General features: G+C 65.7%; 15 protein-coding genes and 1 riboswitch. Of the genes, 3 read left to right on the top strand and 12 right to left on the bottom strand.

Going from position 1 to position 16,322, the window contains the following annotated elements; genetic code table 11:
* Window position 1: 1 nt before the first annotated feature.
* From cobJ to B5F88_RS00180, 7 genes are all read right to left on the bottom strand, one after another.
* The gene (gene cobJ, locus B5F88_RS00210; protein WP_087340987.1) at window positions 2-736 is read right to left on the bottom strand and encodes a precorrin-3B C(17)-methyltransferase; all 735 of its coding nucleotides are present in this window, start codon (window positions 734-736) and stop codon (window positions 2-4) included.
* The gene (locus B5F88_RS00205; protein ID WP_087340986.1) at window positions 733-1,722 is read right to left on the bottom strand and encodes a cobalamin biosynthesis protein; all 990 of its coding nucleotides are present in this window, start codon (window positions 1,720-1,722) and stop codon (window positions 733-735) included. Before B5F88_RS00205 ends, cobJ begins: the two co-directional genes overlap by 4 nt.
* Complete coding sequence (gene cobM / locus B5F88_RS00200; protein ID WP_087340985.1) at window positions 1,719-2,474, bottom strand: precorrin-4 C(11)-methyltransferase; 756 nt, start codon at window positions 2,472-2,474, stop codon at window positions 1,719-1,721. The genes B5F88_RS00205 and cobM overlap by 4 nt, the downstream gene beginning before the upstream one ends.
* A gap of 9 nt (window positions 2,475-2,483) precedes the next feature.
* Complete coding sequence (gene cbiD / locus B5F88_RS00195) at window positions 2,484-3,620, bottom strand: cobalt-precorrin-5B (C(1))-methyltransferase CbiD (RefSeq protein WP_087340984.1); 1,137 nt, start codon at window positions 3,618-3,620, stop codon at window positions 2,484-2,486.
* A gap of 85 nt (window positions 3,621-3,705) precedes the next feature.
* Window positions 3,706-3,891, bottom strand: a riboswitch (cobalamin riboswitch).
* A 102-nt stretch (window positions 3,892-3,993) separates the two neighbouring features.
* Complete coding sequence (locus B5F88_RS21225) at window positions 3,994-4,755, bottom strand: helix-turn-helix domain-containing protein (RefSeq protein ID WP_087340983.1); 762 nt, start codon at window positions 4,753-4,755, stop codon at window positions 3,994-3,996.
* Between the two features lie 110 nt (window positions 4,756-4,865).
* Window positions 4,866-5,297, bottom strand: a complete 432-nt coding sequence (locus B5F88_RS00185) for a GNAT family N-acetyltransferase (RefSeq protein WP_087340982.1) — start codon at window positions 5,295-5,297, stop codon at window positions 4,866-4,868.
* Window positions 5,294-7,744 (bottom strand): cation-translocating P-type ATPase, encoded by a 2,451-nt coding sequence (locus B5F88_RS00180; RefSeq protein WP_087340981.1) that lies wholly within the window; start codon window positions 7,742-7,744, stop codon window positions 5,294-5,296. Before B5F88_RS00180 ends, B5F88_RS00185 begins: the two co-directional genes overlap by 4 nt.
* A gap of 198 nt (window positions 7,745-7,942) precedes the next feature.
* Between B5F88_RS00180 and B5F88_RS00175 the strand changes: the two genes are divergently transcribed.
* Window positions 7,943-8,203 (top strand): hypothetical protein, encoded by a 261-nt coding sequence (locus B5F88_RS00175; protein WP_087340980.1) that lies wholly within the window; start codon window positions 7,943-7,945, stop codon window positions 8,201-8,203.
* Between the two features lie 37 nt (window positions 8,204-8,240).
* Here B5F88_RS00175 and B5F88_RS00170 read toward each other — a convergent pair whose 3' ends face one another.
* The 5 genes from B5F88_RS00170 to B5F88_RS00150 form a co-directional block, all read right to left on the bottom strand.
* Window positions 8,241-9,188 carry an ROK family protein gene (locus B5F88_RS00170; RefSeq protein ID WP_087340979.1) on the bottom strand — a complete coding sequence of 316 codons (948 nt, stop codon included), beginning with the start codon at window positions 9,186-9,188 and terminating at the stop codon, window positions 8,241-8,243.
* Window positions 9,189-9,303: 115 nt separating this feature from the next.
* Window positions 9,304-10,377 (bottom strand): lysylphosphatidylglycerol synthase transmembrane domain-containing protein, encoded by a 1,074-nt coding sequence (locus B5F88_RS00165; protein WP_087340978.1) that lies wholly within the window; start codon window positions 10,375-10,377, stop codon window positions 9,304-9,306.
* Window positions 10,374-11,468 carry a glycosyltransferase gene (locus B5F88_RS00160; protein ID WP_242959567.1) on the bottom strand — a complete coding sequence of 365 codons (1,095 nt, stop codon included), beginning with the start codon at window positions 11,466-11,468 and terminating at the stop codon, window positions 10,374-10,376. The genes B5F88_RS00165 and B5F88_RS00160 overlap by 4 nt, the downstream gene beginning before the upstream one ends.
* Before the next feature lie 102 nt (window positions 11,469-11,570).
* Window positions 11,571-12,098: a 4'-phosphopantetheinyl transferase superfamily protein gene (locus B5F88_RS00155; RefSeq protein WP_087340977.1), complete on the bottom strand. Its 528-nt coding sequence runs from the start codon at window positions 12,096-12,098 to the stop codon at window positions 11,571-11,573.
* A 42-nt stretch (window positions 12,099-12,140) separates the two neighbouring features.
* A complete protein-coding gene (locus tag B5F88_RS00150) occupies window positions 12,141-13,397 on the bottom strand; it encodes a serpin family protein (RefSeq protein ID WP_087340976.1) in 1,257 nt (418 codons plus the stop codon).
* 142 nt (window positions 13,398-13,539) lie between these two features.
* On the opposite strand from B5F88_RS00150, the gene B5F88_RS00145 reads away from it, so the two are divergent.
* The gene (locus tag B5F88_RS00145) at window positions 13,540-14,244 is read left to right on the top strand and encodes a response regulator transcription factor (RefSeq protein ID WP_087340975.1); all 705 of its coding nucleotides are present in this window, start codon (window positions 13,540-13,542) and stop codon (window positions 14,242-14,244) included.
* Between the two features lie 38 nt (window positions 14,245-14,282).
* Window positions 14,283-16,283, top strand: a complete 2,001-nt coding sequence (locus B5F88_RS00140) for a HAMP domain-containing sensor histidine kinase (protein ID WP_087340974.1) — start codon at window positions 14,283-14,285, stop codon at window positions 16,281-16,283.
* Window positions 16,284-16,322: the final 39 nt, after the last annotated feature.

Here is a 16,322-nt window from a genome sequence, read left to right as displayed (position 1 = left end):
CTTACTCCCCCCGCTGGAGATAGCCCCGGGGGGTGACCATCTTGCCGCCCAGCACCTTGGTCTGGCTGTTGCCCACAAACACGGTGGTGAACATGTCCACCTGGGTGTCCCGCAGCTGGCCCAGGGTAAGGAGCTGTCCTTCCTCCCCCGCCCGGCCGATGTTGCGGACGGTGCCGCACACGGTAGCCGGGTCCTTCTCCCGCAGCAGGATGTCGCAGGCCCGCTGGAGATAGTCGGGCCGGTTCCGGCTGGAGGGGTTGTAGAGGCAGATGACGAAATCCGCCTGGGCGGCGGCGCTCAAACGCTTCTCGATCTTCTCCCAGGGGGTGAGCAGGTCGGACAGGGAGATCACCGCGAAATCGTGGGTCAGAGGGGCCCCCAGCACGGCGGCCCCGCCGCAGGCGGCGGTGATGCCGGGCACCACTTCAATCTCAATGGGGTCGTACTCCTGGGCCACTTCGTAGATGAGCCCCGCCATGCCGTACACCCCGGAGTCCCCGGAGCACACCACCGCCACGTCCTTTCCGGTCAGCGCGGCCTCTACCGCCGCCCGGCAGCGGTCCACCTCCCGGCGCATCCCGGTGGAGAGCACCTCTTTCTCCGGAAAATCGTCCTTTACCAGGTCGATGTAGGCGGTATAACCCACGATCAGCCCGCACTCCTCCAGGGCCGCTCTGGCCCGGCCGGTCAGGTCGGCCCCACCGCCGGGGCCCAGTCCGATGACAGTTACTTTCATAGCATATTCCTTCCCGCCACCGCCACGGTGACGCCGTTTTTTGCCTGTTTGGGCACCAGAATGGTTCCGCCCACCCGGACTGCCGCCCGCTCGCACACGTTGTCCACTCCGGTAACCCCTTTTACAAAGTCGGAGGGGGTGAAGTCCCCCTCCACCGCCGCCAGCTCCGCCGCCGGGTAAACCGCCAGGGGCAGGCTATGGGCGGCGCAGAACTCCAGCAGCCCGGGCTCGTCCTGCTTCAGGTCGATGGTGGCTACCTGGCAGACCGCCCGGGGCTCATATCCCGCCAGGGCCGCCTCCGCCGCCGCCTGGATCGCCGCCGCCGGCGTCCCTCTCCGGCAGCCGATGCCCAAAATCAGCCCTCTGGGGGCCAGACGCAAAGTGCGGGCAAAGGGGCCGCTCCCGGTCTCCCAGGTGACCCACACTCCCAGCTCCGCCGGGCCCTCGGTAAGCCCCGCCGGGCAGGGGTGGCCAAATTCACTGGCAAAGCCCACTGGCTTGCCCTCCAGCAGGGCGGCGGACACCGCCTTGGCCAGGGCCCGGTCCGTAAGGACCATGTCCCGTTCCCTGGCCCACACGTCCACGGCAAACAGGCCGTTGACGTCGGTGGCGGTGGAGAGGGCGGCCTGGCCGCCGGTGAGGGCGGCCACCTTCAGGGCCAGCTCATTGGCGCCCCCCACATGGCCGGAGAGCAGGGGGAGCACAAACCGCCCCGCCTCGTCCACGCTCACCACGGCGGGGTCGGTAAATTTGTCTTTCACATGGGGGGCGATGGCCCGGACGGCAATGCCGCAGGCCCCCACGAAAATCAGAGCCTCCCTGCCTCTCCACATCTCCTCCGTCCAGCCCTCCAGGCTGTCGTAGGCCTCCGCCCCCACCTCAGGGGCAAACCGGGCGGGCACATGGAGGGACGCCCCCAGGCTGTCCGCCAGCGTTCGCCCCAGCTCCGCCCCCCGGCGGGTGAAGGCGATCACCGCCGCTGTCACCGGCTGGCCTCCCGGAATTCATGGGTGAAGGCGGGGTCATAGAGCTTGGACCGCTCGTATTTTTCCCCAAGGAAATTACCTATCGTAATCACCGCCGTCTTGGTCACATGGTTCTCCCGGGCGGTCTGAGCCAGGGTGGACACGGTGCAGCGGTATACCTTCTCCTCCGGCCAGGTGGCTTTATACACGATGGCCGCCGGGGTGTCGGGGGCGTAGCCCCCCGCCGCCAGCTCCTTTTCCACATCTTCCAGCAGGCCGGTGGACAAAAACAGCACCATGGTGCAGCCGTGGGAGGCCATTTTGCGCAGCTGCTCCCCCTCGGGCACCGGGGTACGGCCCGCCATGCGGGTGATGATCACCGACTGGGATACGTCGGGCAGGGTGTACTCCGCGCAGAGGGCGGCAGCGGCTCCGGAGAAGGAGGACACGCCGGGGGTCACGTCGTAGGAAATGCCCAGCTTGTCCAGCTCGTCCATCTGCTCCCGGTGGGCGCCGTAGAGGGAGGGGTCGCCGGTGTGGAGCCGAGCGGTGGTGCCGCCCTTTTCCTCGGTCTGCCGCATCACTTCAATGACCTCTTCCAGGGTCATTTTGGCGCTGTCGTACACCTGACAGCCCTCTTTTTTATAGTCCAGCAGGGCGGGGTTCACCAGGGATCCGGCGTAGATGATCACGTCGGCCTCCCCCAGCAGCTTGGCCCCCCGGACGGTAATCAGGTCGGCCCCGCCGGGGCCCGCGCCGATAAAATGTACCATAAGCTCCTCCTATACCCGGTGGAGGACCAGCAGCCGGTCCGCCCCCGATGTTTTTCCCAAAATACCATATTGATTGGAGAAAAAGACCGCCTCAATCTCCAGCGCCGGACCCGCCCGGCGCTTCAGCTGCTCCTCCAGGGCCTGGGCGATGGAGGCCATCACCGGCTCCAGCAGGCCCGCCTCCTGCAGCAGGGTCACGCCCGCGTCGGTGGTGGGGCTGTCAAACAGGGCCCGGAGCAGCTCCGGCCCTCCCCCTGCCAGGGCGGCGTGGGCGGTGAGGGTCTCCCGCCGTCCGTCGGCCACCCGGGAGTGGGTGTTCATGCTCCCCGCCGCCGCCTTGATCAGCTTGCCCAGGTGGCCCACCAGCAGCAGGGAGGCAAAGCCCAGCCCGGCGGCGTGGTCGATGGCCGTTCCCAAGTAGTTGCTGCAGGTGCAGCGGTGGGTCAGGTCCAGGCCCAGCGTCTGCCGGGCGAAGGAATCCCCGTAGTTGCCGGGGGTCATCAGCAGATCTTTCACCCCGGCGGCTTTGGCCATATCCTGCTCCAAATACAGTGAGTCGATCAGGGCGGCCTCGCTCATGGGCCGGACGATGCCGCTGGTGCCCAGGATGGAGATGCCCCCCTCAATGCCCAGCCGGGGGTTGAAGGTGCGCCCGGCCAGTTCCTCCCCCTGGGGCGCCGAGATGGTCACCGCCAACCCGCCGGTATAGCCCGCCGCCGCCATGACGGCCTCCACCATGGCCGTGATCATCCGCCTGGGGGTGGAATTGATGGCGGCCGCCCCCACCGGCTGGTCCAGGCCGGGCCGGGTAACCCGGCCCACGCCCGCGCCGCCGTCGATGGTGACGCCGGGGGCATCCGTCCGCTCCACTCTGGCGCAGATCAGCGTCCCGTCGGTCACGTCCGGGTCGTCGCCCCCGTCCTTGCGGACGGCGCAGACGGCCCAGTCCGGCCCGGCGGCGTGCTCCAGCAGCTCGGCCTCCACGGTGATGCCGGCGGGGGTATCCACCCGCACGGCGGGCAGGCTCTCGCCGGTGAGCAGCAACCGGGCCGCTCCGGCGGCCGCCGCTGCCGCGCAGGTGCCGGTGGTATAGCCGCAGCGCAGCCGCTCTCTCCCCACCGGGAGGTAGACCTCCAGTTTCGCCATACCGCCCTCCTTACCAAAAAGAAAGCCCTCCCGTTATGAGGGAGGGCCATTGTGCCTGTGTCCTGCCGCACTCTCCACCTCAGAGTTACGCAAACGACATTGCAGTGGGTCTCCTGGCTTGCGCTTCCTTCTCCGGCGCGCCTTCTCAGCCCTTGGGAGGGCCAATGGCTCGTGCGCCTTTGTCCACGCTTACAGTAGAGGTAAGACTGCGCCGGATTTTCACCGGCTTCCCCTGATGCGGTTCTCCGCGGCTGCAAGTGCTTTCAGTTGTTTCCTGGTTATTATAGCAACCTGCTGATAAAAAGTAAAGGCAAATCAGATGGATTCTCTTTTTTTCACACAAGTTGGACAAAATTTTCCCATTTTTGCAGGCCTATTCATACCGTTTCCCGGCGATGATCATGGGCACGAACAGGCCCAGAGCGGCCGCCAGCGTCAGCCACAGCCGCCCCGCCGTCCACAGTCCGGGGACGAAGCACTGGATGGCCAGGTAGAGCAGGGGGAATACCACCGGCGTCACCAGCAGCCACCACCGGGCCGCCCCCATCAGATGGGGCCAGTTCCGGTTGCTGATGCGGACGCCGGCCAGATTCAGCCGGACAGGTCCGCTGCTGAAGGAGCTGATGTGGTTCTGGTCGTAGTAGGCGGGCAGCACGTCGGGGGCCAGCAGGCAGACCCAGGCGCCAAAGCCCAGGCACAGCCCCTCCACCACCCCCAGCTCATTCCACAGCACCGGCCAGGAGAAGCCCGCCCACCGCAGGGCCAGCAGCTCCACCAGCGTCAGGGCCGCGGACAGGGCCAGCAGCAGCCCCCGCCGTTTCCGGTTCTGCCGTTTCTGTTTTCGCTGGGCGCCGGACAGCTCCAGGGAGCCGGTCACCAGCTCCTCCACCTGCTCCACCGGCAGGGTCTGCTCCTCCAGTCGCTCCCCCCGGAGCAGCTCGGTCACCGTCACCCCCAGAATTTCCGCCAGGGGGGTGAGCAGGGAGATGTCGGGCAGGCTCAGCCCCCGCTCCCACTTGCTCACCGCCTTGTCGGACACATAGAGCTGCTGGGCCAGCTCCTTCTGGGTCAGGCCCTTTTCCTTCCGCAGCCTCGCCAGGAAGGCCCCAAAGGCCTCCCGGTCAATCTCATACATCGTACCGGCCTCCTTCCTGCCGCCATGGTAACGCCGCTGGGTCGTTTTGGCAACCGACCAGCGGTAGAGCCGGGCAAAAAGTGCCGTGGAACCCGTTCCACGGCACTTTTTCAGCACTCCATGACAAAATTAGTCAGCAGCACGCCATGGCGTTCCACCTGCTGCTCCCGCACCACACGCCAGCCTCTCCGCTCAAAAAAGGGCCGTGCGGTAAGGGAGGCGTGGGTCACCCTGGCCCCGGGCAGGGCGTCGCACAGGGCGGAGGCCACCCCCCGCCGCTGCCAATCCCTGTGGACGTACAGCCGGTCCAGGTAGCCGTCCGCCGCCAGGTCGGCAAAGCCCACAATGGTCTCGCCCTCCACCGCCACCAGAGTGGTGTGCTCCAGGAAGGAGGCATTCCAGGCCGCCAGCTCCACCCGGCCGTCCGCCCAGGCGTCCAGCTGAGGCTGGGTGTAGTCCCGGGCGCAGACGGTGTGGACGGTGTGATAAAACAGCTCCGCCAGGGCGGGGCAGTCCTCCGGGCGGTAGGGCCGCAGGGTCATGCCTTCCGCCTCCTTCCCCGCAGGCTTTTTCCCCGTTTGAGCAGGGCGCTGCCCAGCTCAAAGAGGTTGAGCATCAGCTTGAATACTGAGTAGGACAGGCCCAGGAACACCAACAGCACCAGGAAGGGCTGCAGCTCCAGGGGACTGAGGCCGAAGTTCTGGCCGAAGAACAGGATCGTCACCGCCGAGGAGCCCGCCATGGCCCCCCACAGCACCCGCCGCTTCCAGTCGAAGGGCTTGCACACCTGATAGAGCACCAGAATACCCATGACGATGAGCAGGATGGCGGAGATGGTGGACAGCTCGTCGGTGGTGAAACCGAAGGCCAGGTAGAAGGCCTCCACCCCCAGTACCACAATCAGGTCGGCCAGCCCGCCGGGCAGGGCCGAGCGGAACACGTTGGCCAGGAAGTTCCCCTTCACCAGGCTGTGGTTGGGCTCCAGGGCCAGGAAAAAGGAGGGCACGCCGATGGTGACGGCGCTGAGCAGGGAGAGCTGCAGCGGGGTCACCGGGTAGGGCACGGTGGCGAACAGGGAGATGATCGCCAGGCAGAAGGAGAAGATATTTTTGACCAGATAGAGGGCGGCGGCCCGCTGGATGTTGTTGATCACCCGCCGCCCCTCGGCCACCACACGGGGCATGGCGGAGAAGTCGGAGTTGAGGAGCACCAGCTGGGCGGCGTGGCAGGCGGCGTCGGCGCCGGAGGCCATGGCGATGCCGCAGTCGGCGTCCTTCAGAGCCAGCACGTCGTTGACGCCGTCGCCGGTCATGGCCACGGTGTGGCCCTGATTCTGCAGAGCCCGCACCAGCTTGCGCTTCTGGTTGGGGGTCACCCGGCCGAACACGGTGTAGTGCCGCACCGCCCGCTCGATGTCGCTGTCGCTGCGGAGGGTGGCGGCGTCCACATACTTGTCCGCCCCCTCGATGCCCGCCTGACGGGCCACCTCGGCCACCGTCACCGGGTTATCCCCCGAGATCACCTTCACCGCCACCCCCTGCTCGGCAAAGTAGCGGAAGGTCTTGGGGGCCGCCGGGCGCACCCGGTTGGCCAGCATGGCCAGGGCCATGGGGGACACCCGCCGGGGATCCAGCCCCCGCTGCTGGTCTGGCACCCCGTCGTACTCCGCCACCAGCAGCACCCGGTAGCCCTTGGCGGACCAGGGCTCCACCTGCTCCTTCAGGTCGGCGTACCGCTGGCCCATGATGAACTCGGGGGCTCCCACCACAAAGGAGCCGTGGCCGGGGAACACGGCGGCGCTCCACTTGGCCGCCGAGGTGAAGGGGATGGTCTGGGCGGCGTGCCAGGTGGAAGTGCCGTGGAACTTCTTCTGCATGGCCCGGCCGGTGTCGTTGTCCGCCTCCATTACCTTGTAGAAGGCGTTGAGGGTCTCGGTGACCACCGTCTCGGCGTACTTTTCCTGATCCAGGTACACCACCTCCCCCACCTCCATGTGGGGCTCGGTGATGGTGCCCGTCTTGTCCACGCACAGCACGTCCACCCTGGCCAGGGTCTCAATACAGTTCATGTCCTGAGCCAGCACCTTGCCCTGGGCCAGGCGGATCATGCTCACCGCCAGGGCCACGCTGGTCAGCAGGTAAAGCCCCTCGGGGATCATGCCGATAAGGGCGGCCACCATAGACACCACCGCCTCCTGGGCGGTGCGCTCCAGGAAAAAGTACTCCTTGACGAAGAGTGCCACCCCGATGGGCACCAGCAGGATGCCGATGATGCGGATAAGCTTGTCCAGGGAGGACATCATCTCGCTCTTGCCCACGGTGACGTCCTTTTTGGCCTCCAGGGTAAGCTTGGCGGCGTAGGAGTCCGCTCCCACCCGGTCCAGCCGGGCCCGGCACCGCCCGGCCACCACGAAGGAGCCGGAGAGCAGCTGGTCCCCGGGATTTTTCACAATGGCGTCGGCCTCGCCGGTGATGAGGGCCTCGTTGACCTGTACCTGGCCGGAGAGAACGGTGGCGTCGGCGGGGATCTGCTCCCCGGAGGAGAGCTCCGCCACGTCGTCCCGCACCAGCTGGGCCGCTGGGATGGACATTACGTTTCCCTCCCGCACCACGTTGGCCCGGGGCGCGGACAGCAGGTTCAGCTTGTCCACCGTCTGCTTGGAGCGCAGCTGCTGGATGATGCCGATGCCGGTATTGGCCAGGGCGATGAGCAGAAACAGCAGATCGTCAAGGGACCCCACCGCAATGAGCAGGGCGGCCAGCACGATGAAGATGAAGTTGAAGAAGGTGCAGCAGTTCTCCCGCACGATCTGCCCCACCGTCTTGGTGGGGGATTCCACCGGGTCGTTGGCCCAGCCGTGGTGCTGCCGCTCCTTCACCTGGGAGAGGTTCAGTCCCTGTTCCGGGTCCGCCGTCACCTGGGGGACCTCCCGCCGGGTACGCTGGGCCGGTTGAGCCGGTTCTGTCCGGCGCAGTTGTTTCTTTGCCATGCTTCCGCCTCTGTCTTTTCGTGGTCTTTTGTAGGCATTATACTGGATTTGCCGCTTGTGGACAAGGGCGGCAGGAAAATCTTAACGGTTTCCTCACAATTTTTTCGTATTTTAACAAATTTCTTTCGTTATTCGCAGACATATCCGGTCTGCCCGGTCCTGTCCCCCGCTATACATGGGTACAAAGGAGGTTCGCCTATGGAATGGAAACCGGACCAGAAAAAGACCGTTACCCGGCTGCTGCTGTGCGCCGGAGCGTCGGCGGCCCTGCTGGGGGCGGCGGGCAGGCTGTCTGCCCTGGAGCCTTACCGCCCCTGGCTGGAAGAGCACAAGCTGGAGGCGGGGGCGGCCCTGGCGGGGGCCCTGTTCGGGCTGTCCCTGCTGTTTCTCCCCCTGCCGGGAGAGGACGGCGGGGAGGCTGATCCCGACCCCTGCGAGGGCTACGTCCCGGTGGATTAGCGCAAAAAGGACCCGCCAGAAGGCGGGTCCTTTTGCATCAGCGGAACAGGGGCAGCAGGGCCGCGCCGATGATGCCGGCATCGTTGCCCAGGGCGGCCCGCACCAGCCGGGTGCGGCGGACGCTGTTGCGGGCGTAGTCCTCCCGGTTGAGGATGTAGCGCACCGGAGCCATCAGGGTCTCCCCCTGGGCGGAGGGCCCGCCGCCGATGCAGAACACCTCCGGCTGGAAGATGTTCACCAGGCTTGCCACCCCGCAGCCCAGGTAGTTCACATACTCGTCAATGACCTTCCCGGCGGCGGCATCCCCCTGGGCGGCGGCGTCAAAGGGGGTACGGCCGTCAACCCCCTCCAGACTCCCCGCCAGCTGCCACAGCAGGGAGTCGGGATGCTCCTCCATCACCTCACGGGTGCGCTTGATGAGGGCGGTGGCGGAGCAGTAGGCCTCAAAGCAGCCCTTCCGGCCACAGGTACACAGCCGGCCGCCGTACTCGATGACGAAGTGGCCCACCTCCATACCGGCGTAGTTGAAGCCGGTGTACAGCTTGCCGTTGAGTACCGCGCCGCCGCCCACGCCGGTGCCCAGGGTAATGGCCACCATGGACTGGCTGCCCTTGCCCGCCCCGGCGGCATACTCGCCCAGGGCGGCGGCGTTGGCGTCGTTCTCCAGATAAATTTTCTTGTGCAGGCGCGCCTCCATCAGCCCGCCCAGGGGCACATCCACAAAATTCAGGTTGGACCAGAACCTGATCAGTCCCTGCTCCGGCTCGATGGTACCAGGGGAACCAATGCCCACCGACTCCACCTGCTCCAGCGGCACCCCGGCCTTTTCCGCCGCGGCCCGGGCGGCGGCGGCCATCTGGTCGGCCACGGCCTCGGCGCCCGTCCGGGGTGTGGGCAGGCTGACCTTACCCAGGATGGTTCCCTCCCTGTCCACAACGGCGGCCGCCACGTTGGTGCCGCCCAGATCAATGCCAAGATAGTGCATACTCCCAGCCTCCTCCGTTTCTTCTGCTGACATTATAAAACACCTCCGCCCCCGGCACAAGCACAAAAACGCCCCGGTGGGAGAGATTCCCCGCCGGGGCGTAAACTGAGGGCGCTTATGTGGTTACCGTTCCCCGGGCGGGCCGGGGCAGTCTAGGAGAGAGCTCCACCTGCCTTTTCCGGCGGGAGCGCAGGTGGACGGCCAGGGTGATGACGCCGCTGACCAGCAGGAAGGCGTAGAAGCTGATCCCCCGGGACACCAGCACCGCCGGGGTCACCAGGGCGGGGCCGAAGAACAGGGCCATGGCAGTGACAAAGCCCCCCTCGGAGGCCCCCACCGCCCCGGGCAGGGGCAGGTTGGACACCGCCAGGGTCACCAGCGCCTGGGTGCAGATGATGCTCACCGCGCTGCTGCCGGTGAGGCCGAAGGCGTAGTACACCATCACGGGCACGGCAAACAGGGCGGTCAGCTGGAGGAAGCTCAGCCCCAGCAGCACGGGCACCAGGCCGGGGTTGGCCTTGACGCACTCCGCTCCCCGGCGGTACTCGGCCAGCTGCCGCTCCAGCTTTTCCCGGGCGGCGGTCTCGTTGCGTACCAGGCGCAGCCGCACCAGCAGCCGCAGCACCCCGCCGGTGAGCTTGCGGGCGGCGTTGGGCAGGAACATGAGGCAGAGCATCCCCGCCGTCAGCACCCCGTTGACCAGGGCGCCGTAGAGCAGCAGGAGCATCAGTCCACCCCCCAGGTTGGACACCAGAGAGAAATGGGAGAGCACCACCGCCAGGGCATAGCCCACCACCGTCACCTGATAGCACACGGCAATGAGCATCATGTTCAGGGCCCCGTGGGCGGCGGGGATGTTGTCCTTGGACATATAGTAGACCTGGGCGGGCTGTCCACCGGTGGAGGAGGGGGTGATGGCGCTGACGTAAAAGCCCACAAAGGAATAGCCCAGGCAGCGGCGGTAACAGGTCTTGTGGCCCAGTCGGCCCAGGATCAGCCGGGAGCACATGGCCTCGCACCCCACGAAGGCCAGCATCAGGCCCAGGCCCAGCACCAGCCAGCCCGGCCGGACCTGAGCCAGAGCGCCGGCCAGCTTGCCGGGGGACAGGTCCTTCAGCAGCAGATAGCCGGTGAGGGCCATCAGCGCCAGGATCATGCCGATGCCCAGCAGACTTTTCCGCTTGCTCATCCTACCCGCACTCCCTTCTCCGCCGCCAGGCCGGAGAGCACCCGGTTCAGGCTCTCCTCCTCCAGGCGGGATTTCATGGCCCGCATCCGGGCCGACATGGCCGCCAGGGCCACATCGTTATAGATCAGATTCCGAATGGCCTCCAGACAGGCCTCCGGCTCCTTGGACGCCACCCGGCCCATCCCCCGCTTCACCAGGAAGCGGGCGTTGTTCTTCTCCTGCTCCAGGAAGGGCTCCCAGGCCAGGATGGGCAGCTCGGAAAAAATACTCTCAAACATGGTGATGCCGCCGGGCTTGGTGAGCACCAGGTCGGAGGCGGCCATGTATTCATACACCCGGTCGGTGAAGCCCAGCACCTCGATGTTGGGATACTTGCCCGCCAGGCGGTCGTACAGCTTCTGGTTGCTGCCGGTGATGATGGTGGTGCGCACATTGGGCAGGGCGTTAAGGGCCTCGTAGAAGGAGTCCTTCCGGGGCATCAGCCCCAGGCCGCCCCCCATGATGAGCAGCCGCCGCTGTCCGTCCGCCCGCCGCCGGCCGGGCCGCTTGAACTCCAGGCGCACCGGGATGCCGGTGACGCAGATGATCTCCCGGTCCACCCCCTTGGCGGCCAGCTTCTCCTTGATCTCCTCCGAGCCCACCAGGTAGCAGTCGGTGCCCTTGTGGATCCACTCGGAATGGCTGGACAGATCGGTGACGCAGGTAATAAGGGGCAGGGCGCTGCCGGTCTCCTTCTTCCAGCGGGACATCATCCGGGCGCAAATGGGGTGGGTGGCGATGGCCGCGTCGGGCTGCCGGTCGGCCAGCAGCTCCTCCAGCCGGTCCATCTCCTGCTCCTCAAACAGCCGCCAGTCTCCGGCGGGCAGGTCCTCGGTGAGCTTATAATAGAGGTTGAACAGTCCGCTGCCCTGGGTCACCAGCAGGTTGAACCAGCGGTACATGGCCTCGGAGCTGTTGGGTCTGGTGTAGGCGATCAGATCCAGCACCTCCGCCTCCGCGCCGGGGAACGCCCGCAGCAGCTGCTGGCGCAGAGACATGGATGCGGACCAGTGGCCCATGCCGAATTTTCCGGTCAGAATCAGGATTTTCACGGTGTTCCCCTCCCTTTCCTAGCTTACAGCTCTAGTATAAAGGAGCTTTCTTTAGAAAACCAGAGCCAGTTTCTTAAAAAGAAATTAAGAAAAAGAAACATTTTATGGATGGTGTTCCAATATGCGCTCCGGCGGCTCCTCCGGGGGAACGCAGCAGACCGCTCCCCGCCAGCCGTTCCCGGCGTAAGAGCGGAAGATAAGCCCTTCCAGCTCCCCCGTCTGGCCGGGGCCGAGCCGGGGCACGGCGATGGTCTCGGGGCGCTGCCGCAGGCCCTCTCCGGTACATTTCACCCGGGCCTCCTTCAGGGTCCAAATGGTGTACAGGCTCTCCCAGTCTCCCCCCAATTCCTCATACCAGGCGTACTCCTCCGGGGAGCAGATATACCGGGCCAGACCGGCCCGCCGGGGCCGGACCATCTCCAGATCCACCCCCAGAGGGGCGGCCCCCACCCCGCACAGGGCCAGGTCTCCGCTGTGGCTCAGGTTGAAGTGGAGGTCCGGCCGGTGGGGAAAGAAGGGCTTGTCCCCCGCCTGCCGCTCCAGCTCCGGTAGTCCGGGCAAGCCGTATTCGGCCGCCAGCAGCTCCGCCAATAGCCCGTATGCCTCTCCTGTTCCAAGCCAGAGCACCATGGCCCTCCCCCCTTTCTCCTCAAGATACCACAAATATTCCCGTTATTCCACCGTTTCAAACGTGCCCAGGAACAGGGGCACCCCCCGCTCCAGGTCCACCACGGCGTAGCAGAAGGGCCGGTCCAGGCACAGCTCCACCGGGTCCACCGGCTCCGCAGGCGCTCCCGCCGGCACGGCCACCACCGTGGCCGCGGCGGCCTCGGTGCCTTTCTCGTTCACCTCGATCTTCGCCCGGTGGTCCACGGAACTGACAAACAGGGGCAGGCCTCCTTCCACGCTCCCCAGGGCGGAGAAGTCGGCCTGGCTGGGGTCGAAAGCGGACTCCAGCCCCAGCTCCTTCAAGGCGCGGGAGAGACTGCCGCCCCACTCCGCCTCAAACTTGGGCATACGCAGGTACACCAGGGTGTCCTCCGCCGACTCCAGCAGATGGGAAAAGGTCTCCCCGTCCAGCTCCTCCAGCCAGCTATCCAGCTCCCCGTCCGGCAGGACCGCCACAAAGACCAGCCGCCCGTCGTCATAGGGCAGTACCACCCCGGCAGCGGTTTCTGTGCGAAAATGCCCCTCGGTCCGCACGCCGTTGGAGAGAAAGTCGGTATCGGTCACCGTGCCGTCGGCGGCGGTAAAGGGGTGGGTATCGGTGTCGTTGGGGTCAAACTCGTCCGCCCAGGCGGTCTTCAGCCACAGGGCGTTGACCAGCAGCAGGGCGGTATCCTCCGCCAGGGGCTTTTGCAGCATCTGGGGGATCATGCCCCGGGTGACCTGGTCGATCCAGTCATTCACCGCGTTTCGGGTCCGCTCTGCCCCCAGGTCGGCCTGGTAGACCCCCGCCTCATAAAAAGCGGCGCACCGCTCCAGAAACAGGTCGTTGGCCGTCAGCATCTCATCCACCCACAGGGAGTTGGCGATGGCGGATTGGGTGCTCCCCTCCAGGGCCAGGTAATCGGCCAGGAGAGAGGCGGCGTTTTCGTTAAGGGCGTCCACATCCGCCCCCAGCAGGGCCTCAAATTCCGCTCGGGTGTCCCCGGCCGCCCCGTTGGCCGTCATGGACAGGGCCAGGGTCACCGACAGCGGGGAGAGCAGGGTATTTTCCCCCGGCCGCCGCACCGCCCGGAGCAGGTTGGCACCCAGATTCCCGATGGCGGCGTCGGCCTGGGGCTGAGTCTGAAAATCCCCTTTGTCCCCCGCCTCGTGCTCGGGGATGAGACTGACCGCCCCCGCCACCCGGAGAGCGGATGGGTTGGCGCCGCACCCGGCCAGCAGGGCCAGGGGCAGCAGCAGCGCCAGCAGCTTACGTTTCATAAAAGGCCCTCCTTTTTCTTCGGTTGCTTTTTAGACGGGAAGTGGGGTAAAATGTTCCTGGTCTTAAAGCACTCTTAAAACATTTCCCCGCCAGAACTTAATTTCTTTCCGCTAAACTGTGACCACGGTATGAGGTGAGGCTATGAATACCATTCTGATCTGCGACGACGACAAGGACATTGTATCCGCCCTGGACATCTACCTGTCCAGCGAGGGCTTTGCCACCCTGAAGGCCTATGACGGGCTGGAGTGTCTCCAGCTGGCCCAGGCCAATCCGGTGGACCTGATCCTGCTGGACGTGATGATGCCCGGCCTGGACGGCATCCGCACCACCGCCAAGCTGCGGGAGAGCTGCAACGTACCCATCATCCTGCTTACCGCCAAGAGCGAGGACGCAGACAAGGTGCTGGGCCTGAACATCGGGGCGGACGACTATATCACTAAGCCCTTCAACCCCATCGAGGTGATCGCCCGGGTGAAGAGCCAGCTGCGGCGGTACACCAGCCTGGGAGGCAAGAGAGGCGGCGGACCGGCAGGGGACCCGGGGGTGCTCATCAACGGGGGCATCGCCCTGGACGACGGAGCCAAGTCGGTGACGGTGGACGGGGAGCCGGTGAGCCTCACCCCCCTGGAGTACAACATCCTCCTGCTGCTGATCAAAAACCCCGGCCGGGTGTTCTCCACCAGCCAAATCTACGAGCTGGTGTGGAACGACCCCTCCCTGGGTTCGGAGAACACGGTGGCGGTCCACATCCGCCACCTGCGGGAGAAAATTGAGATCGACCCGGCCAACCCCCGGTATATCAAGGTGGTGTGGGGGCTGGGCTATAAGATGGAAAAGGTGTGAGGGGGCCACCGCCCCTCCGCCCGGAGGGACGCAGCGCCATGAAAACCCTGAAAACCAACCTGGCCGTCAAGCTGGCGGCGTTCTTTCTGGCCATAGCCACCGGCGCGGGGGGCTTCTGGGCCTCCCTGTTCATTCTGTCCCAGTGGGATACCCTGTGGACGGGGACAGGCTACTACACCAGCAACTCCTATTATCAGGATGTGAGCAACCGGTTCTATCAGGCCAATGAGCTGGCCTGGCTGCTCCAGCAAAAGGAGTGGAGCGACGGTTCCCTGCCCTACCTGGATCAGCAGCGGATGGAGGAGCTGCAGGAGCTGCTCTCCCCGGAGCAGACCAACTTCCGCTTCGCCATCCGCCGCAACGATACCGGCACCCTGCTCTATACCAACGGGGACGCCAACCTGCCCCTGAATGAGCAGGTTCACACGGTGGAGCGGCAGGCGGTGACCATTACCATGGGCCGGGAGGCCTTCTACCCCACAGGTCAGCAGCCGAAGGTGGCTGTAGATACCAGGGAGGAGCTCCAGTTTCTCACCTCAGAGCTGGCTCTGGAGTATGGCGTTACCGACCCCCTTACCGTGGAGGATGAGTTCTACATCGGCCAGCAGGAGTACAGCGAGTATGCCAGCTATCTGCCCGCCCTGGCCCTGCTGGCTCTGGCGCTGGATGCCCTGTTCGCCATGCTGCTGGTGTTCCTCCTCCGCTCCGCCGGTTGGCGGAAGGGATCTGAGCAGCCGGTGCGGGGCGGCTTTGACCGCATCCCTCTGGACGGCCTTCTCTTCTGCGTCTTTTGGCTGGTGATGCTGATGCTGGCCGGGGGCGACTCCATGACCTACGCCGCCAACCTCAACGGCCTGACCAACGATCTGGTGGTGGGGCTGGCCTTCATGTCCTGCGGGGTGGCTCTGTGCCTGCTGTCCTGCCTGGTTACCATCGCGGTGCGGGTCAAAACCCACACCGTCCTGTCCTGCACCCTGGTGGCTGCCTGCTGCCGGCTGGTGGTCCGGGCCGCCCGGGCCATGGCCCGGAGCTGGCCCCTCACCTGGCGCCTGGTGCTGGTGTTTCTGCTGTATCTGCTGGGCTCGGTGCTGACCGGGCTCACCGTCTTTCTCTTTCCCATCTACCAGGGGGCGGTGCTCTACGCCCTGTGCCGCTGGACCATCCAGTGGAAGCGGCTGCGCACGGGGGCGGAGCACATTCTGGGCGGCGAGCCCGACTATCAGATCGACACCGCCCATATGTACCACGACCTGGCCTCCCACGCCCGGCAGCTCAACGACCTGGGCCAGGCCATCGGCGCGGCGGTGGAGGAGCGCATCCAGAGCGAGCGGTTCAAGGCCGAGCTCATCACCAACGTGTCCCACGACCTGAAAACCCCCCTCACCTCCATCATCAACTACGTGGACCTGCTGAAAAAGCATGGGCTGGACAGCCCCGACGCCCCCGCCTACCTGGATGTGCTGGACCGAAAGAGCCAGCGGCTGAAAAAGCTGACAGAGGACCTGGTGGAGGCCTCCAAGGCCTCCACCGGCAGCCTGAGCGTCCACCTGGAGCGGCTGGGCATGGTGCAGCTGTTCCAGCAGGCCCTGGGGGAATTTGAGGAGAAATTTGCCCAGAGCGGCCTGACGGTGGTGCCCCGGTTTCCCCCGGAGGAGCTGTGGATCATGGCCGACGGCCGCCATCTGTGGCGGATCATCGACAACCTGCTCTCCAACTGCAACAAGTACGCCCAGAGCGGCACCCGGATCTACGTGGATATCCTCCAGCAGGAGGGCCAGGCGGTGCTCACCATCAAGAACGTCTCCCGCCAGCAGCTGAACATCCCCGCCCAGCAGCTGATGGAGCGGTTTGTCCGGGGAGACGAGTCCCGCACCACTGAGGGCTCCGGCCTGGGTCTGTCCATCGCCCGCAGCCTTACCGAGCTCCAGGGCGGCCAGTTTGACATCGCCATTGACGGAGACCTGTTCAAGGCCACCCTCTCCTTCCCGGAGGCTCCGCCCCAGACGGAGGAGGCCCTTTCTCTTCCCTCTGACCCATAAACCGCAAGACGCCCCCCGGCTCAGCCTGAGCCGGGGGGC

This window comes from Flavonifractor sp. An306 (assembly GCF_002159455.1).
In the GTDB taxonomy this organism is placed as follows: Bacteria; Bacillota; Clostridia; order Oscillospirales; family Oscillospiraceae; genus Flavonifractor.
The sequence above is the reverse complement of the archived record's forward strand: the minus strand, read 5'-3'. Positions and strand labels throughout refer to the sequence as shown.